The 22526-nt window shown below is 60.9% G+C and carries 19 protein-coding genes; 10 read left to right on the top strand and 9 right to left on the bottom strand.

What is annotated here, in order from left to right:
* Positions 1-129: 129 nt before the first annotated feature.
* Positions 130-822 carry a hydrogenase nickel incorporation protein HypB gene (gene hypB / locus OKC41_RS16410; RefSeq protein WP_268843110.1) on the bottom strand — a complete coding sequence of 231 codons (693 nt, stop codon included), beginning with the start codon at positions 820-822 and terminating at the stop codon, positions 130-132.
* On the opposite strand from hypB, the gene OKC41_RS16405 reads away from it, so the two are divergent.
* A complete protein-coding gene (locus tag OKC41_RS16405) occupies positions 817-1197 on the top strand; it encodes a hypothetical protein (RefSeq protein WP_270672163.1) in 381 nt (126 codons plus the stop codon). The genes hypB and OKC41_RS16405 overlap by 6 nt on opposite strands.
* Here OKC41_RS16405 and hypA read toward each other — a convergent pair.
* The 7 genes from hypA to OKC41_RS16370 form a co-directional block, all read right to left on the bottom strand.
* Positions 1175-1516 carry a hydrogenase maturation nickel metallochaperone HypA gene (hypA, locus tag OKC41_RS16400; RefSeq protein ID WP_201894708.1) on the bottom strand — a complete coding sequence of 114 codons (342 nt, stop codon included), beginning with the start codon at positions 1514-1516 and terminating at the stop codon, positions 1175-1177. The two genes, OKC41_RS16405 and hypA, sit on opposite strands and share 23 nt — an antisense overlap.
* A 69-nt stretch (positions 1517-1585) precedes the next feature.
* On the bottom strand, positions 1586-2590 hold the full coding sequence (gene hypE / locus OKC41_RS16395) for a hydrogenase expression/formation protein HypE (RefSeq protein ID WP_201894707.1): 1005 nt from the start codon (positions 2588-2590) through the stop codon (positions 1586-1588).
* The gene (gene hypD / locus OKC41_RS16390) at positions 2587-3699 is read right to left on the bottom strand and encodes a hydrogenase formation protein HypD (protein ID WP_201894706.1); all 1113 of its coding nucleotides are present in this window, start codon (positions 3697-3699) and stop codon (positions 2587-2589) included. Before hypD ends, hypE begins: the two co-directional genes overlap by 4 nt.
* Positions 3693-3944 (bottom strand): HypC/HybG/HupF family hydrogenase formation chaperone, encoded by a 252-nt coding sequence (locus tag OKC41_RS16385; protein WP_042648489.1) that lies wholly within the window; start codon positions 3942-3944, stop codon positions 3693-3695. Before OKC41_RS16385 ends, hypD begins: the two co-directional genes overlap by 7 nt.
* A 5-nt stretch (positions 3945-3949) precedes the next feature.
* On the bottom strand, positions 3950-6361 hold the full coding sequence (gene hypF / locus OKC41_RS16380; protein WP_201894705.1) for a carbamoyltransferase HypF: 2412 nt from the start codon (positions 6359-6361) through the stop codon (positions 3950-3952).
* A gap of 478 nt (positions 6362-6839) precedes the next feature.
* Positions 6840-8708: a low affinity potassium transporter Kup gene (kup, locus tag OKC41_RS16375; RefSeq protein ID WP_048207488.1), complete on the bottom strand. Its 1869-nt coding sequence runs from the start codon at positions 8706-8708 to the stop codon at positions 6840-6842.
* A gap of 596 nt (positions 8709-9304) precedes the next feature.
* Positions 9305-10225 carry a DUF2971 domain-containing protein gene (locus tag OKC41_RS16370; RefSeq protein WP_201894704.1) on the bottom strand — a complete coding sequence of 307 codons (921 nt, stop codon included), beginning with the start codon at positions 10223-10225 and terminating at the stop codon, positions 9305-9307.
* 765 nt (positions 10226-10990) lie between these two features.
* Between OKC41_RS16370 and recR the strand changes: the two genes are divergently transcribed.
* From recR to OKC41_RS16325, 9 genes are all read left to right on the top strand, one after another.
* Positions 10991-11593 carry a recombination mediator RecR gene (recR, locus tag OKC41_RS16365; protein WP_010674419.1) on the top strand — a complete coding sequence of 201 codons (603 nt, stop codon included), beginning with the start codon at positions 10991-10993 and terminating at the stop codon, positions 11591-11593.
* Between the two features lie 511 nt (positions 11594-12104).
* Complete coding sequence (gene htpG, locus OKC41_RS16360) at positions 12105-14018, top strand: molecular chaperone HtpG (protein WP_201894703.1); 1914 nt, start codon at positions 12105-12107, stop codon at positions 14016-14018.
* Positions 14019-14256: 238 nt separating this feature from the next.
* Positions 14257-14901, top strand: a complete 645-nt coding sequence (gene adk / locus OKC41_RS16355; protein WP_010674422.1) for an adenylate kinase — start codon at positions 14257-14259, stop codon at positions 14899-14901.
* Between the two features lie 119 nt (positions 14902-15020).
* Positions 15021-15995 (top strand): ferrochelatase, encoded by a 975-nt coding sequence (gene hemH / locus OKC41_RS16350; RefSeq protein WP_010674423.1) that lies wholly within the window; start codon positions 15021-15023, stop codon positions 15993-15995.
* Between the two features lie 64 nt (positions 15996-16059).
* Entirely contained in the window at positions 16060-16452 is a 393-nt protein-coding gene (locus OKC41_RS16345) for an MAPEG family protein (RefSeq protein ID WP_042017277.1), read from the top strand.
* A 175-nt stretch (positions 16453-16627) separates the two neighbouring features.
* The gene (locus OKC41_RS16340) at positions 16628-17932 is read left to right on the top strand and encodes an inosine/guanosine kinase (protein WP_010674425.1); all 1305 of its coding nucleotides are present in this window, start codon (positions 16628-16630) and stop codon (positions 17930-17932) included.
* Between the two features lie 162 nt (positions 17933-18094).
* Positions 18095-19723, top strand: coding sequence for a methyl-accepting chemotaxis protein (locus OKC41_RS16335; protein ID WP_039038910.1), 1629 nt, complete (start codon positions 18095-18097; stop codon positions 19721-19723).
* A gap of 123 nt (positions 19724-19846) precedes the next feature.
* Complete coding sequence (locus OKC41_RS16330; protein WP_010674427.1) at positions 19847-20209, top strand: DUF2750 domain-containing protein; 363 nt, start codon at positions 19847-19849, stop codon at positions 20207-20209.
* Positions 20210-20355: 146 nt separating this feature from the next.
* Entirely contained in the window at positions 20356-20850 is a 495-nt protein-coding gene (locus tag OKC41_RS16325; RefSeq protein WP_010674428.1) for a hypothetical protein, read from the top strand.
* On the opposite strand, the gene OKC41_RS16320 is transcribed toward OKC41_RS16325, so the two are convergent.
* Positions 20813-22450 carry an EAL domain-containing protein gene (locus OKC41_RS16320; protein WP_069652607.1) on the bottom strand — a complete coding sequence of 546 codons (1638 nt, stop codon included), beginning with the start codon at positions 22448-22450 and terminating at the stop codon, positions 20813-20815. The two genes, OKC41_RS16325 and OKC41_RS16320, sit on opposite strands and share 38 nt — an antisense overlap.
* Between the last annotated feature and the right edge of the window lie 76 nt (positions 22451-22526).

The following is a 22526-nucleotide window of genomic DNA, read 5'->3' as shown; positions in this document are numbered from 1 at the left end:
GCGAGTGTGAAACGCTGGCCATTCTGTACAGAGAGAACCGTTGGCAAAGCACGCAGGTAAAAGAGAGGGAGGCATCAGCCTCCCTCTCTTGTTTTCTACCGTTAGCAGCGGTGTTTAACCGGTTCAGCTTCAGGCCGTGGCCAGCCAGTTGAGCCAGGCATCCATCCCTTCGCCGGTGGTGGCACTGACCTGGATCACCTGAATATAGGGGTTGACCCGTTTGGCGTTCTCGATGCAGCGGGCCACGTCAAAGCTGACATAGGGCAGTAGATCAGTCTTGTTGATCACCATCAGCTGGGCGGCGGCGAACATGTCCGGGTATTTCAGCGGCTTCTCTTCCCCCTCGGTGACGGAGAGGATCGCCACCTTGTACTTCTCGCCGAGATCGAAGCTGGCGGGGCAGACCAGGTTACCCACGTTCTCGATAAAGAGGATGCCCCCTTCATTGGCGGGCAGCTGGTGGCAGGCATCGTGGACCATCTTGGCGTCCAGATGGCAGCCCTTGCCGGTGTTGATCTGCACGGCAGGCACGCCAGTGGCACGGATGCGATCCGCATCTCTGCTTGTCTGCTGATCCCCTTCGATCACGGCGCAGGGGCGCTTGTCGGCCAGCTGGCGCAGGGTTTCGCACAGCAAGGTGGTCTTGCCTGAACCCGGGCTCGATACCAGGTTGAGCACCAGCTGGTCGGCGGTTGTGAAGTGCTCGCGGTTGTGGGCGGCCAGCGCATTGTTCTTGGCCAGCACATCCATCTCGATGGCGATCAGCTGGCGCTGCCCCATGCCCGGAACCGACAATCCCGCTTCCCCTTTGCCGTAGTGCAGATCACCCTGCTGATGGTCATGGTCATGGTCATGGTCATGGTCATGGTCATGGTCGTGGGGGTGATCATGGTGGTGCTCATGAGGGTGATCATGACCCTCTGCTCCTATTGGTGCCCGTACCCCGTGGTAGTGGTGATGGACATCCCCCTGATGGTGATAGTGGTGGTGAATGATCAGGGTGCGCGGCGCACTCTGCTCGTGGTCATGATGGTGATGGACGTCATGACCATGATGATGGTCGTGCTCATGTTCATGGTGATGTTCATGTTCGTGATGATGCTCATGATCGTGCTCATGATCGTGCTCATGGCCGGCGATCCGCGCCTGGCCGCATCCGCATACGCTACACATATCAACTTACCTCGATGTCGGTGATGCGCAGGCTATCACCCTGCGCGACTCGTAATTTGTATCCGCCACATTCGGGACAGGCCTGCCCGCGCTCGGTGAGGGTGACCGTCTTGTTGCAGTCGTAACACCAGGCCTCTGCCGCCTGGTGCTGAAAGTGCAGCTGGGCGCCTTGGGCCACGGTGCCCTTGGCGGCCGCCTCGAAACAGAAGGCAATGGTGTCCGGGTCGACGCAGGAGAAGCTGCCGACCTCGAGCCAGAGGGCGGTCACCTTGGTAAAGCCCCGCTGGGTGGCCTGCTCGGCTGCCAGATCGATGGCGGCCATGGCCAGAGACATTTCGTGCATGGTGGCTCCTTAACCGATATGGGGAGGAGCAGTGACTCCTCCCTGTCATTGACGGAACGGCATGGCTGCTCAGCAGATCCGCGGCAGCAGTTCCCCTTGCGGCAGCTCCAGATAACGGCGGCTGCCCCAGGGGTTGCTCAGGATCACCTTGTGGCGATCGCTCGCCTGCACCACGCCGATCTGGCTGGCGCTGGGGTTGAACTGCCGCAAGATGCCCAGCGCGTCCTGCGCCTGTTCGGCAGGCAGGGCCAGCACCATGGTCCCCTCGTTGGCGAGATCATGGGGCTCGAAACCGTAGAGCTCGCACAGGCCGCGTACCGGATCGCACACCGGAATGGCGGACTCCTCCAGTTCGATGGCCACCTGGGAGGCGCTGCTCCACTCGTTGAGCACGGCGGCAAGGCCACCGCGGGTGGCATCGCGCAGGGCGTGAGGGGTAATACCCGCTTTTAGCAGCGCTTCGACCTGCGGCCAGAGGGTGGTGCAGTCGCTCTTGAGATCAGATCCCAGTTGCAGGGCGTCACGGGCCATCAGGATGCAGGCGCCGTGGCTGCCGATATCTCGCGACACCAGAATGGCGTCACCGGCCTTGAGGTTGCGTACCGAGATGCCCCGGCTCTGCTCAGGCAGCGGGAAGGTGCCGACCCCGCTGGTGTTGATAAAGATCTTGTCGGCTGCTCCCTTGGGCACCACCTTGGTGTCGCCGCAGACGATGCGGGCACCGCTGTTGGCAAGCTCCGCGGCCATCGACTCGACGATGCGGGCCAGATCGGCGTAGGGGAAACCCTCCTCGATGATAAAGCTGGCGCTCAGATACTCGGGCTTGGCCCCCATCATGGCGAGATCGTTGACCGTGCCGGCGATGGCCAGCTTGCCGATATCGCCCCCCTCGAAGAAGAGCGGCGAGACGGTAAAGCTGTCGGTGGTGAAGGCGACGGGGCCCTCTACCGGCAGCAGGGCGGCATCTTCACCGCGCAGCAGGATCTCGTTGCCAAAGTGGCGAAAGAAGAGGTGGCTTATCAGCTGGTTCATTTCTACACCGCCGCCGCTGTGGCTTAACTGAATTTCTCTCATTGGATCCCCATATATCGGTAGTAGGCATTGCAGGCCCCCTCGGAGCTGACCATGCAGCTGCCCATGGGCTGGGTCGGGGTGCAGCCCCGGCCAAAGACGTTGCACTGGTTCGGCTTGGCCAGGCCGCGCAGGATATCCGCGCACTGGCACGCCTTGTGGTCATCGATGGGAGTCTGATTGAGTTGAAAGCGACGCTCCGCATCGCGCCTGGCGAAGGCATCCCGCAGGCGCAGGGCGGAGGCGTTGATATCCCCCAGACCTCGCCAGCGAAAGTGCTCGCGGGTCTCGAAAAAGCGCTCGACCAGCCGCTGGGCGGCTTTATTGCCGCTGGCAGTGACGGCGCGGCTGTATTGCACCTCCAGCGCGTAGCGCCCCTCCACCTTCTGGCGCACCATCATCAAGAGCGCCTCCATCACATCCACCGGCTCGAAGCCGCTCACCACCACCGGCACCTGATAACGATCGACGATAGGCAGGTAGATATCGGCGCCGGTAATGACGCTGACGTGGGAGGGGCCGATAAAGGCGTTCACCTTGGCCACTCCGTCGGCCATCACCGCATGAATGGCGGGGGGCACCAGCACATGGTTGATATGAAACAAGAGATTCTCGACCTCTTGCTCTTCAGCGGCAGCCAGCAAGGCGGCCGTCATCGGGGTGGAGGTCTCGAAACCGATGGCGAAGAAGACCACGGTTTTTTCCGGGTTCTCACGGGCGATGCGCAGGGCGTCGAGGGGGTCATAGACCGGGCGGATATCGCTCCCCTTGGCCCGCTGTTGCGCCAGCGTGCCTTTGGAGCCCGGCACCCGGATCATGTCCCCCAGGGTGACCAGAATGACGTTCGGTTGGCGGGCGAGCTCAATGGCCTGATCGATGCGCTCTTTGGGCATGATGCAGACCGGGCAGCCGGGACCGTGGACAAACTCGATGCTGGCCGGCAGCAGCTGGTGCAGGCCGTACTTCATGATGGTGTGGGTATGGCCGCCGCATACCTCCATTACCCGCAGCGGCTCGGGCAGGTCTTTGGCCAGTTCATTAATTTGGGCGGCGAGGGCGCGGATCACCTCGGGCTGGCGAAAGCCCTGAAAGAGATCATTGAGGGTCAGCATGGCAAGATATCCTGCGCAGGGATAAGGGCCACCATCTGGCGGAAGCTCTCGAGGCTGGCCTGCGCCTCCTCTTCGTCAATCTTGCTCATCACAAAGCCGATATGGAGCAGCACATAGTCGCCCACCTGAAGAGGCTCTTCGAGCAGCATGCAGCTGACGCGCCGCTGCACCCCCAGGGTGTCGACGGTGACGCAGTTATCTTCGGGGTGCAGCTGCACCACCTGAGAGGGGATGGATAGACACATGGATTTCAGGACTCCGACAAGGTGGCACAACCGGCTGTGGCAGGCTGGTGCGTGGCAAGATGGTGGATGGCAAACCAGAGCTGACCGGCGGCGATGCCACCGTCATTGAGCGGCAGGGTTTCGCTGGTCAATACCTGCCGGCCGGCGGCTTCGAGAGCGGGCACCAGCTGGTCCATCAGCACCCGGTTTTGAAACACGCCGCCCCCGAGCGCCACCGGATAGCCGGGGAAGCGCTCGGCCAGGGCGATGACCAGCTTGCTGATGGCGCGGATAAAACCGGCGGCCAGGCTGGCGGTGGAGGTGCCTTGGCGCCGCTCGCTGACAAGGGTATTGATGAGCTCGGCCCACTCGATCTGCAGCGGCCCTTCCGCTGATTGGCTGAGATCAAAGGCAAGGGGTAAGGGCTGTTCATCAGGGGCCAGCTGCAAGGCGGCTGCCTCCAGCAATAGCCCAGCTTCGCCCTCGTAATCGGGGGTGTCGATCACTCCCAAGATCGCTGCCACCGCATCGAACAGCCGACCGATGGAACTGGTGTAGGGGGCGTTGCGACCCAACTGCCAGAGCTGGTGCAGATTGCTGATCCGTTCAGCTGGCAACTTGTTGATCAGCGGAATATCGAGGGCACTGATCTCCTCAGGGCTGTGCGATTCAAACAGCAGCCCCAGCAGCTGACGCACCGGCTCGCGAATGGCCGCCTCGCCGCCGATCAGCTTGAAAGGCGCGAGGTGGGCAACACGATCGAAGCCCTGAACGTCTGCGATCAGCAGCTCGCCGCCCCAGAGGGTGCCATCATCGCCAAGGCCGGTGCCATCGAAGGCAACACCCAGCACCGGGCCCGTGATGTCGTGCTCGGCCATCACCCCCAGCAGGTGGGCGTGATGGTGCTGCACCTCGAGGTGGGTGGCACCCTGATCCTGGCAATAGCCCTTGGCCCACTGATGGCTGAGGTAGCCGGGGTGGCGATCCGAGACCAGCAGTTCTGGCTTGAGGTCGTAGAGTTCGCGAAAGGTGGCCAGGGTCTGCTCGAAGTGCTCCTGCATCGGCAGGCTGTGCAGATCGCCGATATAGGGGCTGTAGATGCGCTGGCGGCCGAAAGCGAGCGCCAGCTGGTTCTTCTGCTGCGCCCCGACAGCCAAGAGCGGCGCCCTGACCGCCTCTTGCAGGCTGGGGGTGCAGGGGGCATAACCCCGGGCGAGGCGCAACGTCTGGCGTCGCCCGCCCGCCCACTGCACCAGACTGTCGTCGCACGGGTGCAGGATGGGGCGGTTGTGATCCAGGATGCCGTCAATCTCGCTGCCGAGTTCCCTGACCACAGCCTCGCACTCGATAAGGATTGGGCTGCCACGACCATTGGCGCTGGTGGCCACCAGCGGCATGGCACAGGCGTCCAGCAGCAGCTGATGGAGCGGGGTATAGGGGAGCATGACCCCAAGGTAGGGGATGCCGGGGGCGATCCCCTCCGCCAGCGGCGCCGTTGTCAGTTGGGATTCTGACGGCCGATCATCGCTTTTTCGCTTGCGCAGCAAGGTGATGGGTCTGGCCTGAGAGGCGAGCAGTTGCCACTCGTCTTCGCAGCCGGTGACATGCAATTTGGCCTCGGCAAGGGAGCCCATCATCACCGCCAGCGGCTTGCGCGCGCGCCGCTTGAGCGTTCGCAATCTGGCAACACTCTGTTCATTGCGGGCATCGCATATCAGGTGATAACCCCCCATCCCCTTGACCGCGATAAGCTTGCCCGCTTGCAGGGCGCGGGCAGCTGCTTGCAGGGCATCCTCATGCTCGGCCAGCGCCTCGCCATGGCCGCTGCGCCAGCTGAGATGGGGCCCGCACTCGGGGCAGCTCACCGGCTGGGCGTGGTAGCGTCTATCCAGCGGGTTTTCATAGGCCGCCGCACAGCGCCGGCACATGGCAAAGCCTGCCATGGCGGTGTGGGGGCGGTCGTAGGGGAGGCGGTGGATGATGGTGTAGCGCGGGCCGCAGTGGGTGCAGTTGGTAAAGGGGTAGCGATGGTGGCGATCTTTGGGGTTGGCCACGTCCCGGGCGCACGCCTCGCACATCCCCTGATCCGGCGAGATGGCGACAGTAGCCGCGCTCTGCTGCTGGCTCGCTTTAATTCGAAACTGGCCATGAAATTGGCCATCGAAGTCGGGATCCTGATCTCGGGGCAGCTCACGCTCGCTGAAATGATCGATTCGGCTAAGCGGTGGCGCGAGTTCCCGCAGTTCGCGGGCAAAGCTGGCGAGCTGCTGAGGCGATCCTTCGGCGCCTATGGTGACGCCATTGGCATCGTTCAAGACATAACCGGCAAGGCCGTGGCGCAGCGCCAGCCCATAGACGAAGGGGCGAAAACCGACCCCCTGCACGATACCGTCCATATGGAACTCGCGGCGCAGTCGAAGGCGTGTCGACGTGGTCATGGCGCCATCCAAAGAGGGGCCAGCGCCCCTCCCTGATAACCGGGGGGCAGGGAACCCTCCCTCATGACAGGGAGGCTGGGGAGGGCCGACAGGGGCGGCCATCCTGCGATCATCCTGGGGGATGTCATGCGATATCGAACTCCCATCTGCTGGCCTGCCGCCACGGCATGGGCCATCGGGTGCAACGAACGGGGGGCAACGGGCTGCGTCGCGATAGAAGGGGCGTAGCCTGGGCAGGGGAGGGAAGCGGGCCTCTCATCCTGCCGCGGGGGCCAAGTTTACCGGGGCACTTGTCCCTATTACCTTGATCTCGCCCCGGTTTGAGTGCCAGATGCGGCGCTTCTTTGCGATCCTGTGAGGGGCACCACGTCCCCCGGCGGCTCGAGATCCCGGGCGGAAGAGAGAGGCGATCAGCAATGAAAGAGGGAGGCGGTTGCCTCCCTCTTGCGTTCCATGGCCTTGGGCGCGGTGCCCGCCATCAGATATCCACCTGGGATCCCAGCTCGATCACCCGGTTGGGCGGGATCTCGAACTGATCCGGCGCCCGCAGGGCGTTGCGCTGCAGCAGCATGAAGAGCTTGCCGCGCAGATAGAGGTACCAGGGGCGCTCCTTCATGATGAGGGACTCGTGGGCCATGAAGAAGGAGGTCTCCATCATACGGCAGCTCAACCCCTCGGCGTTGCAGCGGTGGAAGATCTCCTCCACGTTCGGGGTCTCGCGCCAACCGTAACTCGCCACCACCCGCCAGAAGGTGGGGGAGAGCTGCTCGATGCAGACCCGGCGCACGTTGTGGACATAGGGCACATCCTCCACCTTCAGGGTGAGCAGGATGACGCGCTCGTGCAGCACCTTGTTGTGCTTGAGGTTGTGCAAGAGCGCATGGGGGATGACGTTGACCACCCGCGACAGATAGACGGCGGTGCCCGCCACCCGGGTCGGCGGGGATTTTTCGAGCGACGCTATCATGGGCTCCAGCGAGTTGCCGTGCTCGTTGAGGCGGCGAATAAGCTGGAAGCGCTCGCTCTTCCAGCTGGTCATCAGGGTGAACATGACGGCCCCCAGGGTGAGCGGCAGCCAGCCGCCGGAGAAGATCTTGGCGAGGTTGGCGGCAAAGAGCGGCACGTCGATGGCGAGCAGCAGGGCGAAGAGGGTGGCCACCAGCGGCTTGCGCCAGTGCCAGCTGTGGCGGGCCACCGAGCACGACAGTATGGAGGTGAGCACCATGGTGCCGGTCACGGCGATGCCATAGGCCGCCGCCAGGTTGCTGGAGTGCTCGAAGCTCATGATGACGATCACCACAGAGAGATAGAGCAGCCAGTTGATGACCGGAATATAGATCTGGCCGGACTCCTGCTCCGAGGTGTGCACGATGCGGATGGGGGAGAGATAGCCGAGCCGCACCGCCTGCCGGGTGAGGGAAAAGACCCCGGAGATCACCGCCTGGGAGGCGATGACGGTGGCGAGCGTCGCGAGCAGCAAGAGCGGTAGCAACGCCCACTTGGGCGCGAGCAGGAAGAAGGGGTTGGCGATGGCCTCGGGATTGCCGAGCAGCAAGGCCCCCTGACCGAAGTAATTGAGCACCAGGGACGGCAGCACCACCATGAACCAGGCGCGGCGAATGGGGCTCTTGCCAAAATGGCCCATGTCCGCATAGAGCGCCTCCACCCCCGTGATGGCCAGCACCACGGCGCCCAGGGCAAAGAAGGAGGCGCTTTGATAGGTCATGAAGAAGCGCAGCGCCCAGACAGGGTTGAGCGCCCCCAGCACCTCGGGGTGCTGGAGGATGCTATTCAGGCCAAGCACCGCCAGGGTCAGGAACCAGATCAGCATGATGGGGGCAAACAGCTTGCCCACGGCGGCGGTGCCGTGTTTCTGGATGGCAAACAGCAGGGTCAGCACCAGCACCGAGAGCGGCACTATGTAGGCGTCCAGGGAAGGCGCCACTATCTTCAGGCCCTCGATGGCCGACATCACCGACATGGCCGGGGTGATCACCACCTCGCCATAGAAGAAGCTGCCGCCGACGAGCCCCAGGATGATCAGCACCGGCGTCCATTTTTCCGGGGTGTTGCGGGTCGCGAGCGACATCAGGGTGAGTATGCCCCCTTCGCCCGCGTTGTCTGCCCGCATCACGAAGGAGAGGTACTTGACCGAGACCACCAGGATCAGCAGCCAGAAGATGAGGGAGAGAAAGCCCAGGATGGAGGCGGGCTCTACCCCGAAGCCGAACTGGCCGGAGAGGCACTCGCGCAGGGTATAGAGCGGGCTGGTGCCGATGTCGCCATAGACCACGCCGATCGCCGCCAGCATGACGCCGGACAGGGCGGGTTTGTTAGTACAGTTCATGAAATTATCTTGTCAGATTGCCGGTGGCATGGCTGCCAACACAGGGGCCCCGCACTACCGGGAGTTCACGGATAGTCGTTCGGGAGGATCTTCAGGATTGCGATGGGAGCGGGGGTTAGCTGGATATAAATAGGAGGCTCATCATGGACACAGTCTGTTTATCTGCGATTCAGCTTATGATGACACAGAGTCTGTGGGAGTATGTTCAGGTATAAATAATCAAAAAAGACTTTTGAACGAGGTTATTAATTACTCCTTGATTGAAATAGGCCCCCGTGCAGCGAGCAAGTGTTTGTTTTTGCTAAGCAGCCATTTTTAGCCAGTCTTTTCAATCAAACGGGTTGAAAAACAGACGATAAAATGTTGACCAATAAATTATCGGCAGGAGCGACAGAGAGGGAAGGCTTGGGTAGCAATGGAGTCTTTATTTACTACAAAAAGCTCATGAAATAGCTATGGTGCAACGCACGAAGTGAATTTCACCAATCGTTAAGCCAGAGGTATAGTGCACTGTGTTTTTAACAATTTTATATATTTAATAGATTAATTTATAACTGGACGTTTATTATGAACGTATATAAGAGGAAGTGATTGTTTTATATCTTATATATATCTAGTTCGAAATTATCAGGGCTAATGCTACATTCATACATATCGATATGTCTAAGGTGTGGGTTTTTTGATATTATGTCCTTAATCTTGTTTCTTTTATCACCTTCGAATTTAGCTCCAAAAAAAACTGAGTTTATTGAGGCTGGATTGATCCGTATAAAAGCATCAAAATTATTTTTAACTAAAAATCTTTCTGCCTCCTCATTAAATATAAAGGGATAGTTATCAATATCCCCATCATTATTTCCTATAGTGCGTTCCCATTGCGTTTCAAACCACGCACATTCTTTAATGTATTTTAGTTTCCATAGTATCTCAAGCTGTCTTATAGTTTCAGTTTTTAGCTTGTTAATAGGTCGGCAGAAATTGGCACAACCTAGTGGAATTATAAACCTATGTTCTTTTTCATAACGCCAATGATTACTTTTAGTTGTTAAAAGAGACTTTATAATAGCATTCCTATCCATAAGTGATGAAGTGTTGTTTATGTGCTGAAAGCGGACGTTGTCATAATTAACTATTTGTGGAGTGTTGAAAAAACATGCATCAATACCATATGGGTTATGAAGATGTGATAGTACATCTGTTTTGTAACCAATAACTAAGCCAGTATGGCTATTTGCATAATGAGACCACATTAATATGTTTGTTGGCGTTTCACTCATGGAAATTATACCGCTCGAGGATACACCACTTATTAGGAAAGAGTTCATTAGTTTTATGTAGTCATGAAAAATATCATCCTCAATTTTATTTATTTTCAGCATTTCTTCTATGTGTTTTATTCGTACCCTATTAGGGACTGTGTTTTCAAAGGGATCATTTAATTTGGATGGAATAGCTAGTTTTAATGTTGGGTTAAAAAGATAACTTTCAGGCAGGGAGGAATAATATTTATATAGCATTAAATATATATCTCAATTAATAATGGGAAGAGTATCTGTTAAATAAGTGGTTTATAAATGCTGTCAATGTAACAATTTAAAGATAAAATAGTTACAGAATTAAATGGCTCAGACAAGTGTCTGCACAATGAAAACTTTCTATAAATGTCGAGAGTAAATATTCTTTTGATCTTTATCGCAAAGGCTACCGCACTAGAGTTACATCTCCAGCTTGCTGCGATTAACCTGCGATATTATCTCTATCTGTTCCATAGAAACGGTCTCAACGGAGCTGGTTGTCGCGTGAGTCATACTAATCGGCCGGTGAAAAAACAGAAGGGGGAGCCGCTGAAAACCGGCGCAACGTCATAAATCGGGACCTCAAGAGGGCATTTATTGTTTGGTTTTGTTAAACGATGACTGGTTATCGAATAGAAAAACCAAACAATGTGGGCCTGGTTTCTGGCCGTGCTGGCTTGTCTGGAGGCTGGTGGGGAGTGAGTTGGGGCAATCTGGGAGGGGTTCCCGGTTTCCCCGGAATTGGTTTGGCAATCATGGTGTGATCTGGGTTGTGGGGAGAGGGGAAGGGGAGGTTGCCGCTCAATGCTGCGCCCCGACCGGGGTGATGTTGGGCCGTCAGGCACTGTGGCGGGATCGGCCATTGGCGCTCGGGGCCGGCTCGGGTATAGTCCTGCGCCAACAAGATAGGTTCGGATGGAGGAGTCGGCGCCGCGTCAGACAAGCGGGCCGAATCACTCCTTCGGCGCGGCTTTAAAGGATATCCCCATGAAATTCAGTCCCCTGCTCGATGAGATGATGAAGGCGCTGCAGGTCTTGCCGGGCGTGGGCCCCAAGTCCGCCCAGCGCATGGCGTTCACCCTGCTGGAGCGCGAGCGCAGCGGCGGTCTGCGTCTGGCCTCCCTGCTCAACCGGGCGCTCACCGAAATCGGTCATTGCAGCCACTGCCGCACCTTTACCGAGAACGATCGCTGCGAGATCTGCGCCAATCCCAAGCGCGAGGAGAACGGCCTGCTCTGCGTGGTGGAGAGCCCGGCGGACGTGGCGGCCATCGAGCAGACCGGCCAGTTCTCCGGCCGTTATTTCGTGCTGATGGGCCACCTGTCGCCCCTTGACGGCATCGGCCCCGAGGAGCTGGGGCTCGATATCCTGGAGCGCCGCCTGCAAGAGGAGCAGATCAAGGAGCTGATCCTCGCCACCAACCCCACCATCGAGGGGGATGCCACCGCCTGGTACATCGCCGACATGGCACGCACCGCCGGAGTGGAGGTGAGCCGCATCGCCCACGGTGTGCCGGTGGGCGGGGAGCTGGAGCTGGTGGATGGCACCACGCTCTCCCACTCCCTGATGGGGCGCCAGCGTCTGAGCTGAAGACGCCACGAACCCCACCCCGGCCCTCCCCTTGATAGGGGAGAGAGCAATGGATCTTGCCCCACTCCTCCCTTTGGCAGGGGAGAAAGCAACGCACCCCACCTCAGCCCTCCCCTTGGCAGGGGGGGGGAGCAATGGATCCTGCCCCACTCCTCCCCTTGGCAGGGGAGGGAGCAATGGATCCTGCCCCACTCCTCCCTTTGGCAGGAGAGAAAGCAACGCACCCCACCCCAGCCCTCCCTTTGGCAGGGGAGAGCAAGGCTGACTCCGCTATTGGCTCCACACTCGATCCCAATCTGACCCTCCTCGCCAGACAGGGGACGACGGTGCACCTCCCCGTTGTGAAGGGGGAGGCGAAGGGGGAGGCCGGGAGGGGGTTGCCTGTGTGGGCCAAGCGAGGGGCTTGTGTGCAAATTTGCTCTCAAGTTTGCACGCAAGCCCCTTGATATTTGAAAGGCCAACCCCATCTAGCTTGGGAATCTGTTCAACCCGACGTTTTGAGGACTGGTCGATGACCCAAAGTGTTCACGCCGAAACCCACGGCTTTCAGACTGAAGTCAAACAACTGCTGAGCCTGATGGCTCACAGCCTCTACTCCAACAAAGAAGTATTCCTGCGCGAGCTGATTTCCAACGCCTCCGATGCGGCGGACAAGCTGCGCTTCAAGGCGCTTTCCGATGCCTCTTTGTTCGAAAACGACGGCCAGTTGCGCGTGCGCCTGGTGGTGGACAAAGAGAACAAGACCCTGACCATTTCGGACAACGGCATCGGCATGACCCGTGACCAGGTGATCGAGCACCTGGGCACCATCGCCAAGTCCGGCACCGCCGAGTTCTTCAAGCACCTCTCCGGTGACCAGGGCAAGGATTCCCAGCTGATCGGCCAGTTCGGGGTGGGCTTCTACTCCGCCTTCATCGTGGCCGACAAGGTGACCGTGGTCTCCCGCGCCGCAGGCACCGCGCCGGAGCAGGGCGTGCAGTGGGAATCCGAAGGAGAAGGCTCCTTCACCGTGGCTGACGTGACCAAAGCCGGTCGCGGCACCGACGTCATCCTGCACCTGCGCAGCGATGAAGAGGAGTTCCTGGACGACTGGCGCCTGCGCTCCGTGGTCAGCAAATATTCCGACCACATCAGCGTGCCGGTGGAGATGTACAAAGAGGGCACCCCGGATCGGGAGGAGGACGGCGAGACCGTCGTCGGCACCCCGGGGGAGTGGGAGCAGGTCAACCGCGCCACCGCACTCTGGACCCGCAATCCGAAGGACATCAAGGAGGAGGAGTACCAGGAGTTCTACAAGCACGTTGCCCACGACTTCGAAGATCCGCTCCTGTGGGGTCACAACCGGGTGGAAGGGGCCCAGGAGTACACCAGCCTGCTCTACATCCCGGCCCGTGCGCCGTTCGATCTCTACAACCGCGAGCAGAAGCACGGCCTGAAACTCTACGTGCAGCGCGTCTTCATCATGGACGACGCCGAGCAGTTCATGCCGACCTACCTGCGCTTCGTGAAAGGGGTGCTGGACTCCAACGATCTGCCGCTCAACGTCAGCCGTGAAATCCTGCAGGACAACAAGGTGACCGCCTCCCTGCGCAAGGCCTGCTCCAAGCGCGTGCTCACCATGCTCAACAAGCTGGCGAAAGACGATGCCGAGAAGTACGCCAAGTTCTGGAGCGAGTTCGGCAATGTGCTCAAAGAGGGCCCGGCCGAGGATTACGCCAACCGGGAAGAGATCGCGAAGCTCTTGCGCTTTGCCAGCACCACCGGCGAGGGCGAAGCCCAGACTGTGTCGCTGGAGGATTACGTTGGCCGCATGAAGGAAGGTCAGCAGAAGATTTACTACATCACCGCCGACTCTTATGCCGCTGCCAAGAACAGCCCGCACCTCGAGATCTTCCGCAAGAAGGGCGTCGAAGTGCTGCTGATGTGGGAGCGGGTGGACGAGTGGCTGATGAGCCACCTGACCGAGTTCGACGGCAAGCAGCTGGTCTCCGTCACCCGTGGCGAACTGGATCTCGGGGATCTGGAAGACGACGCCTCCAAGCAGGCGCAGGAAGAGGCCGAAAAAGCCAACGCCGGTCTGGTGGAGCGGGTCAAGCAGAGCCTCGGGGAGGCGGTGAAAGAGGTGCGCGTCACCCACCGTCTGACCGACTCGCCGTCCTGCATCGTCACCGACGCCCACGGCATGAGCACCCAGATGATCAAGCTGATGCGCGCCGCTGGTCAGCCGGTGCCGGAGCAGAAGTACATCCTGGAGCTCAACCCCGACCATGCCCTGGTGAAGAAGCTCGGCACCATCGAGGATGAGAGCCTGTTTGGCGAGTGGGTCTCCCTCCTGCACGAGCAGGCCCAGCTGGCAGAGCAGGGCGGTCTCAATGATCCGGCGAGCTTCGTCTCCCGTATCAACCGTCTGCTACTCCAGGCGTGATGTGATTGTGACTGGCCCACTGCATGACAGTGGGCTTTTTTTTGGCCGTTCCCCTCTGGTGCGCTGCTGCATTTTCAATCATTTTTCGTGGTCGTCGTCTGCGTCTTTGGTCGCAGAGACGGGGCGGGAGTGTGGTGATAATCTGGCCACTCACACGGGGCGAGCTTGTTAATACGGGCGAAAACGTGTAGTTTTTTGCCTTCTCAAGAATTGAATAACCAATCAACTAGGAGCGTGTATGCGCATTGTTCTGTTGGGAGCTCCGGGCGCCGGCAAGGGTACCCAGGCTCAGTTCATCATGGAAAAACACGGTATTCCGCAGATCTCCACCGGCGACATGCTGCGTGCGGCGATCAAGGCGGGTACCGAGCTGGGCCTCAAGGCCAAAGCCGTGATGGACGCAGGTCAGCTCGTCTCCGACGACATCATCATCGGCCTGGTCAAAGAACGCATCGCGCAACCGGATTGCGCCAACGGCTTCCTGCTGGACGGCTTCCCCCGCACCATTCCCCAGGCGCAAGCCATGAAGGATGCCGGTGTGACCGTGGACTTCGTGCTGGAGTTCGACGTGCCGGACGAAGAGATCGTCAAGCGCATGAGCGGCCGCCGCGTGCACTCCGGCTCCGGCCGTACCTACCACGTGGTGTTCAACCCGCCGAAAGTGGAAGGCAAGGATGACGTGACCGGCGAGGATCTGGTGATCCGTGCCGACGACGAAGAGACCACAGTGCGCAAGCGTCTGGATGTCTACCATCAGCAGACCGCGCCGCTCATCGGTTTCTACGGCAAGGAAGCGGAAGCGGGCAACACCCGTTACGTCAAGATCGACGGCACCCAGCCGGTGGATCTGGTCAGCCAGCAACTGGCCGCCATTCTCGGTTAAGCCATTCAGGGCCGGCAGGACGCAGCCGTTCGCCGGCTGGCGACGAGAGTGAGAAAAGGGTCCATACCGGGCCCTTTCTTGCATTCCATTCCCACGACACAGAACGACAGGATGCTAACGTGACCACGAAAACCGGGATCTTGCTGGTCAATCTGGGTACCCCGGCCGCGCCGACCACGGCGGCGGTCAAGGCGTTTCTCAGCCAGTTTCTGCACGATCAGCGGGTCGTCGACCTGCCGCGCTACCTCTGGTGCCCCTTGCTTCACTTCATCATCCTGCCGACCCGCTCCCCCAAGGTGGCCAAGCTCTATCAGCAGGTGTGGACCGAGCAGGGCTCCCCCCTGATGGTCATCAGCCAGCAGCAGCGCGCGGCCCTGGAGCACGAGCTCAAGCGGGAAGGGGTCGAGGTGCCGGTGGCGCTCGCCATGACCTATGGCGCCCCGTCGCTGGCCGATGGCTGGCAGGCCCTCAAGGCCCAGGGGGTCAACCGGGTGATCCTGCTGCCGCTCTATCCCCAGTATTCGGTCAGTACCACCGCCTCGGTGTTCGATGCCTGGGCCAGGGCGATGAAAACCGAGCGCAATCTGCCGGTGGTGCGGCTCATCCGCGATTACCATGCCCACCCGGAGTACATCCAGGCGCTGGCCATGAGCGTGCGTCGCCACTGGGAGCAGCACGGCCAGGGGGAGCATCTGCTGATGTCCTTCCACGGCATTCCCGAGCGCTACGAGCGGGAAGGGGATCCCTATGGTCATCAGTGCAGGCGCACCGCCGCCCTGCTGGCGGAGGCGCTGGGGCTGGCCCCGGAGCAGTGGACCGCGAGCTTCCAGTCCCGCTTTGGCAAGGAGGAGTGGCTCAAGCCCTACACGGACCTGACCGTGGCCGACTTGCCCTCTCGCGGCGTCAAGCGGCTCGATGTCATCTGCCCGGCCTTCTCGGCGGATTGCCTCGAGACCCTGGAGGAGATCCAGGTGCAGAACCGGGAGATCTTCATGGCCGCCGGTGGCGAGCAGTTTGAATACATCCCGGCCCTCAACAGCGATCAGGCCCATATCCGCATGATGGTTTCCCTCATCTGTCGCGAGCTGGCATGATGGCCGTTCTCATCCGGTGCCCGACGTGGCGGACGTTCGGATTCAACGATAAAGGAGTATCCTGATGATGCATATCACGCTGATTTACGCCGGCCTGCTCGGGCTCTTGTTCCTGCTGCTCTCCTTCTGGGTGGTCAAGCGCCGCGCCCAGTTCAGGGTGATGATAGGGGAGGGGGAAGCTCCCGAGATGCTGGCCGCGATCCGCGCCCACGGCAACTTTGCCGAGTACGTGCCCCTCACCCTGCTGCTGATGGCCCTGTGCGAACTGGCGGGGGTCGGGTCGCTCTGGCTGCACCTGGGCGGTGTGCTGCTGCTGGTGGGGCGCATCCTGCATGCCATCGGCATCCAGATCCCCAGAGCTCCCAACATGCCTCGCCTCTTCGGCACCCTCTTCTTCTGGCTGTCGCTGGGGATGTTCTCGGTGCTGGCCCTGGTGCAGGGGCTCTCGGCAAGCTGAATGTCATCCCGCAACACCACCCCGCCACGGGGTGGTTTTTTGTGGTAGCCAAGTCAAACGTTTTCCTCGCAAACCCTTGTCTATACTGACCTCAAAATTCAATCGTGCGACTTTTCGGCGTGGTGGATTGTGTTAAAATCCCGCCCCTCTTTTCCCCAGAGCACAGAAGATTGCCATGAAATTTCCCGGTCAGCGCAAGTCCAAACACTACTTCCCGGTCGACAGACGTGATCCCCTGATCCCGCAGAATTCCCAGCTCACCGAACTGGGCAAGGCCTATGTAGTGGGCATCGATCAGACTCTGGTGGATATCGAAGCCCATGTGGACGAAGACTTCCTGAACCGGTACGGCCTGAGCAAGGGCCACTCCATGCTCATCTCCGACGAGGTGGCGGAGCTGGTCTACGACGAGCTCAAGGCCAACAACATGGTGGTGAGCGAATTTGCCGGCGGCACCATCGGCAACACCATGCACAACTACTCCGTGCTGGCGGACTCCCACTCCATCCTGCTTGGCGTCATGAGCCAGGACATCCGCATCGGCAGCTATGCCTACCGCTATCTGTGCAACACCTCCTCCCGGGTCAACCTCGACTACCTGCAGCCGGTGGACGGCCCGGTCGGACGCTGCTTCACCTTCATCACCGAAGGGGGAGAGCGCAGCTTTGGCATCAACGCCGGCAAGATGGATCACCTGGATGTGGACCACATCCCCGAGACCATCATCAAGGAGGCCTCGGCCCTGGTGATCACCGCCTATCTGGTGCGCGGCGCCGACGGCACCCCCATGAAGGAGGCCGCCATGGCCGCGGTGCGCTATGCCCGCGAGGCCGGGGTGCCCGTGGTGCTGACCCTGGGCACCCGCTTCGTCATCGACGAGAATCCCCAGTGGTGGCGCGATTTCATCAGCGAGAACGTGACCGTGCTCGCCATGAACGAGGACGAGGCGGAGGCCCTGACCGGGATAAAGGATCCCCTCGGCGCGGCCGACAAGGCGCTGGACTGGGCGGACATGGTGCTCTGCACCGCCGGCCCCATCGGCCTCTACATGGCGAGCTACACCGACGAGGACTACAAGCGCGAGACCACCCACACCCTGCTGCCCGGCGTCATCCCCGAATTCAACATGTACGAGTTCAGCCGCCCCATGGCCCGGGACAAGTGCCGCAAGCCTGCGCGTATCTACTCCCACATCTCCCCCTACATGGGCGGCCCGGAGAAGATCAAGAACACCAACGGGGCAGGGGACGGGGCGCTGTCCGCCGTGCTGCACGACATGGTGGCGAACGCCTACCACCGCATGAACGTGCCGAACTCCGCCAAGCATCTCTCGGAATTCCTGACCTACTCCTCTCTGGCCCAGGTGTGCAAGTACGCCAACCGGGTGAGCTACGAGGTGCTGGCCCAGAGCAGCCCGCGCCTCTCCCGCGGGTTGCCGGAGAAGGAAGACAGCCTGGAAGAGGTGTACTGGGAGCGGTGATCCCTCTTCCTGTCGACCATGAGAAAGGGTGCCACTGGGCACCCTTTCTTGTTTTTGGGGCTGGATCATGTTTTTGGCATCGCTTTTGCTGACATCGTGGACAGCCCGCGTCGCGGCGGCATACCTTGTGTTAAGGATATGTAGCTGCTGCGGGGCGAGGGTATGTTGAGACAATGGAGTATCGGTCGGCGTCTGTCGCTGGTGACCCTGATGGTGCTGGCGCTGCTGGGACTGCTGCTGTTCTTCTGCCTGCAGATCTATCAGCAGGGGCTGATGGGGGAGAAGAGCCGCCAGACCCAGGCCCAGGTGGAGACCGCCTACAGCCTGGTGGCAGGGCTGGAAGCCAGGGTACGCAAGGGGGAGCTGGACGAGGCGAGCGCCAAGGCCGAGGCGCTGGCGCTGATCAAGGGGTTGCGTTACGGCAACGATGACTACTTCTGGATCAACGACAGCCACCCCACCATGGTGATGCACCCCATGAAACCCGAGCTGGACGGCAAGGATCTCTCCGGGGTGGAGGACAAGCAGGGGCTCAGGCTGTTCGTCGCCTTCGCCGATCTGGCCCGGGCCCAGGGCGCGGGGGAGGTGGCCTACTACTGGCCCAAGCCGGGGGTGGACGAACCGGTACGCAAGATCTCCTACATCAAGCGCTTCGCCCCTTGGGACTGGATCATCGGCACCGGCGTCTATGTGGACGACGTCGAGGCCCAGTACCGAGAGGTGCTGCACACCCTGCTGGGGATCGGGCTGGTGCTGGCCCTCCTGCTGTTTGCCGTGGTCGGCCTCATTGTGCGCAGCATCGTCGTGCCCCTCTCCCGCTCGGTCTCGGCCCTTGGCAACATCGCCAGGGGGGAGGGGGATCTGCGGGTACGTCTGCCGGAGTCGGGGCGTGACGAGCTGAGCCAGCTCAGCATCAACTTCAACCTCTTCGCCAGCCAGATGGCGCAGCTGGTGGCCCGCAGCCAGCAGATAGCGGATCAGAACCGGGTGCATGCCCACCAGCTGGCCGAGGTGGTGGAGCGTACCGGCGCCATCGTCACCGGCCAGGAGCAGGATACCCTGCGGGTGGCCAGCGCCATGGAGCAGATGACGGTGAGCAGCCGTGAAGTGGGCCAGCACGCGGCCCAGGCCGCCGATGCGGCGGACTCGGCCCTCAATCTGGCCCAGCATGGCCGCGAGGTGGTGGTCCAGACCCGGGAGTCCATCAGCCAGTTGGCGGACGAAATGGTGGAGACGGTGCAGGCGGTGAGCCGCCTCGAGCAGGAGACTCAGCAGATTGGCTCCGTGCTCGACGTCATTCGCGGGGTGGCGGAGCAGACCAACCTGCTGGCCCTCAACGCCGCCATTGAAGCGGCACGGGCCGGGGAGCAGGGGCGCGGCTTTGCGGTGGTCGCCGACGAGGTGCGTACCTTGGCGACCCGCACCCACAGCTCCACCGACGAGATCCGGCAGATGATCCAGCGGCTGCAGGAGGGGGCCGGCAAGGTGGTCAGCGGCATCAGCCAGTTGCAGCAGCTCTCCCGCGCGACGGCGGACAGGGCCGGCGATGCGGATGTCGCCATCAATGCCATCGATGGATCCGTCCACACCATTACTGCCATGAATGGGCAGATTGCCACGGCGGCGGCGGAGCAGAGCCGGGCGGCGGAGGAGATCAACCAGCGGCTGGTGGCCATCACCCAGCTGGCGGCGGATGCCCTGGCCCAGAACCGGCTGACCGAGCAGGCATCCGGGCAACTGGCGCTGGCCTGCGACGAGCTGGGGGCCCTGGTGGCGAAATATCGCATCTGACGGCCTTTATCCCCGCTTTTTCGGGATAAGGCTTGAGTCTGGGGGGCTTTTGGGACACCATCTGCCCCATTCTCGGCCAGCCCTGGCCGACAGCCTGCCATTGCTTTGCAAGAGAGAGACCCCATGAGCAAACTAACTGACAATCTTGACGCCAATTTCCAGCTGTTCATCGAAGAAGTCCGCGAGTCGGGTCAGGTGTGGGGTCTGCGCTACGGTGAAGACTGGGTGGTGTGCCGCTCCGCCGAGTTCGAAGATGCGGACGTGATGCCGCTCTGGTCCGCCGAAGGGGATGCCCGCCTGCACTGCGTGGACGAGTGGGCGGATTACGAGCCGGAAGTGATCGAGCTCGAAGAGTTCCTGGACATCTGGATCAACGATCTGGACGAGGATGACGTGCTGGTCGGCCCGAACTGGAACGCCGATCTGGAAGGTCAGGAGCTCGAGCCCATCGAGCTGGCCAAGGCGCTGGTGGAACTGGACGCCTGAGTCTGCCGTCCTGCCGGATTGTGATGAACCTGCCCCCTTCGGGGGGCCGGTTTTTTTATGGCCGCCATGGGCCATGAAAGGCGATTTGCCTTTGCACCCGTCCCGGGGATGGGTCATCATCAACCCTTTGCCGATCGGGAGGTGCCATGTTTGTCTTTGACGTGACCACGAAGGCGGGGGCGCAGGGGAGGATCCAGGTGCAGGCGCTGGACTGGAGCCAGAGCGGCCCGGTGAGCTTTCAGTGTGACAGCGACGAGCTGGCCCTGGTGCTGCTGAGCGGGTGCCGCTGCGATGCCGTGGGGTACTTCAATCTGCTGGGGGGCTGCAAGCCGCTCTACGTGGAGCAGTGGCTCACCTATTTGCAGGAGCGTGGCCAGCTGGAGAAGGTCACGGCCCGCCAGGAGAGCCCGTCCCAACCCGATTACCTGACCCGGGCCGGGCTGGCGGACGACGAGCTCAATGCCCTGCTCGGCCAGATCTACAAGGTGGCCGGGTTCAACCGCCTGCAGATCAACCGCTACCTCAAGCATCGCCACAACCCGACCATGCTGGCGACCCGTTACGATCAGAAGGAGCTGGAGCGTTATCGCCAGCTCAACGACATCATTCTGACCCTGTTGAAGCTGAAACCGTCTCCGTGAAGATCCCCATCTGACCGATCTCCGGCCCCAGCTCCTGGGGTCGGGCGATGAGGTAGCCCTGCAAGCCGTCCACATACATGCTCTGCAGCATCTGCTTCTGGCCTATCTGTTCCACCCCTTCCGCGATCACCAGGCAGCCCATGCGATGGGAGACGTCGACGATCATCCGCACGAACTGCTGATTGGTGAGATCCTGCTCCAGCTCGGTGATGAGACCGGGGTCCAGCTTGATGTAGTCGGGTTTGAGCTCGCGAAACAGGCTGAAGGAGCCGATCCCCTTGCCGAAGTTGCAGATGGCCGAGCGGCTGCCGTGGCGCCTGAGCAGCTCGAACAGCCGCCTGGACCCGGTCAGGTTGCGCTCCAGGTGCTCCTCGTCGAGCTCGAACACCAGGTTGGCCCCGATGTCGGGGTCTTTTTGCAACTGGTGATCCAGCCAGATGAGAAAGGCGCTGTTTTGCAGCAGGGAGCCCGGCAGGTTGAGACCCCATCGGCTGTTGTGGCCTCCGAAGGCGCGGTATTGGCGGATGACGTGGCGGATCACCATCTGGGTCAGGCGCAGTACCATGTCCAGCCGCTGCGCCATGGCGAGCAGGGTATCGCTTGGCAGCACGGTGCCGTCGCTGCTGCAAAAGCGGGGATAGATCTCGTGATAGGCGAGCATGCCGCGATGCAGGGGCTGGATGGGCTGGCAGGTGAAGTTGACGCTCTCCTGCTCCAGCAGATCGGTCAGCACCTGGGTCCAGTGACGCTGACCCTGCACTTCGACCACCTCGTCGTTCTGCTGGATGGCCCAGCCATTGACTACCTCTGTCTGGGCGCGGGCCAGCGCGAGATCCGCCCGGGCCAGAATGGCCTCTATCTTCTGCTCGCTGCTCAAGCGGGTCATGCCCGAGTAGGCGGCGCTCTCGAGCTCGTGATCGTGCTGATAGCGATCGAAGGCGAGCTTCAGATCTCGTCCCAGCAGATGGGGCGGGATCTGGGCCAGGGGGGGCAGCAGGACGGCAAAATCGGCTCCCGAGATGCGATAGACCCGGTGGCCCGGGAAGCGGCTGACGGTGTGGCTGATGAGGGCGGCGATGTCCCGGATGTAGGCATCCCCGGACTGGAAGCCGCGCTGGGCGTTGAGGGTCCCAAGCTCGGTGGCGCGGATGAGCACCAGGATGGCGGTCTGGGTGTTTTCCTGTTGCAGCAGCTCGGTCAGATCGCGCCGGAAGGCGTGGCGGTTGCCAAGGCCCGTCATCTCGTCCCGGGTCGCCTGATTGTGCAATTCGGTGATCTGGCGGTGGGCATCGATCTCGGCCTCATTGAAGGACGCAAGGAGCTGGCGCAGAGCCGTTTGTGCCTGTACGCTGTCGAGCATGGCGGGATCCCGCTGCTGCAGCGCCAGCAGCCAGCGTTGCTCCTGCCTTGCCTTTTCCCCACGGCGCACGCTGTGGGTGAGAAAGAGCAGCAGGGCGAATCCCGTCAGGGTGGTCATCAGGACCAGCAGCAGGGTGAGCGGTGAGGCGGGGGGGGCGAGCAGCACTCCCTGCAACAGCAGCATGGGAATGCAGACCAGTGCGCTGACCAGCAGCAGGTTTCCCTCATGTTTATTCAACATCGTTTCATCCTTGATGATGTTCATGATGTAGAAATTCTAACCAAGTCGCTGGCGCAAAACATGAGTACTCACGCAA

The sequence above is a fragment of the Aeromonas sp. QDB17 genome (assembly GCF_027705305.1).
In the GTDB taxonomy this organism is placed as follows: Bacteria; Pseudomonadota; Gammaproteobacteria; order Enterobacterales; family Aeromonadaceae; genus Aeromonas; species Aeromonas caviae.
Note: the sequence above shows the minus strand (reverse complement) of the source record. Positions and strands in the feature narration are given on the sequence as shown.

Excerpts from the sequence above, each read along its gene's own strand:
- OKC41_RS16320 (WP_069652607.1), bottom strand. The coding sequence starts at position 22,450 with ATGTTGAATAAACATGAGGGAAACCTGCTGCTGGTCAGCGCACTGGTC.
- adk (WP_010674422.1), top strand. The coding sequence starts at position 14,257 with ATGCGCATTGTTCTGTTGGGAGCTCCGGGCGCCGGCAAGGGTACCCAG.
- htpG (WP_201894703.1), top strand. The coding sequence starts at position 12,105 with ATGACCCAAAGTGTTCACGCCGAAACCCACGGCTTTCAGACTGAAGTC.
- kup (WP_048207488.1), bottom strand. The coding sequence starts at position 8,708 with ATGAACTGTACTAACAAACCCGCCCTGTCCGGCGTCATGCTGGCGGCG.
- OKC41_RS16370 (WP_201894704.1), bottom strand. The coding sequence starts at position 10,225 with ATGCTATATAAATATTATTCCTCCCTGCCTGAAAGTTATCTTTTTAAC.
- OKC41_RS16345 (WP_042017277.1), top strand. The coding sequence starts at position 16,060 with ATGATGCATATCACGCTGATTTACGCCGGCCTGCTCGGGCTCTTGTTC.
- hypA (WP_201894708.1), bottom strand. The coding sequence starts at position 1,516 with ATGCACGAAATGTCTCTGGCCATGGCCGCCATCGATCTGGCAGCCGAG.
- recR (WP_010674419.1), top strand. The coding sequence starts at position 10,991 with ATGAAATTCAGTCCCCTGCTCGATGAGATGATGAAGGCGCTGCAGGTC.
- OKC41_RS16335 (WP_039038910.1), top strand. The coding sequence starts at position 18,095 with ATGTTGAGACAATGGAGTATCGGTCGGCGTCTGTCGCTGGTGACCCTG.
- hypF (WP_201894705.1), bottom strand. The coding sequence starts at position 6,361 with ATGACCACGTCGACACGCCTTCGACTGCGCCGCGAGTTCCATATGGAC.
- OKC41_RS16385 (WP_042648489.1), bottom strand. The coding sequence starts at position 3,944 with ATGTGTCTATCCATCCCCTCTCAGGTGGTGCAGCTGCACCCCGAAGAT.
- hypE (WP_201894707.1), bottom strand. The coding sequence starts at position 2,590 with ATGAGAGAAATTCAGTTAAGCCACAGCGGCGGCGGTGTAGAAATGAAC.
- OKC41_RS16340 (WP_010674425.1), top strand. The coding sequence starts at position 16,628 with ATGAAATTTCCCGGTCAGCGCAAGTCCAAACACTACTTCCCGGTCGAC.
- hypD (WP_201894706.1), bottom strand. The coding sequence starts at position 3,699 with ATGCTGACCCTCAATGATCTCTTTCAGGGCTTTCGCCAGCCCGAGGTG.
- OKC41_RS16325 (WP_010674428.1), top strand. The coding sequence starts at position 20,356 with ATGTTTGTCTTTGACGTGACCACGAAGGCGGGGGCGCAGGGGAGGATC.
- OKC41_RS16330 (WP_010674427.1), top strand. The coding sequence starts at position 19,847 with ATGAGCAAACTAACTGACAATCTTGACGCCAATTTCCAGCTGTTCATC.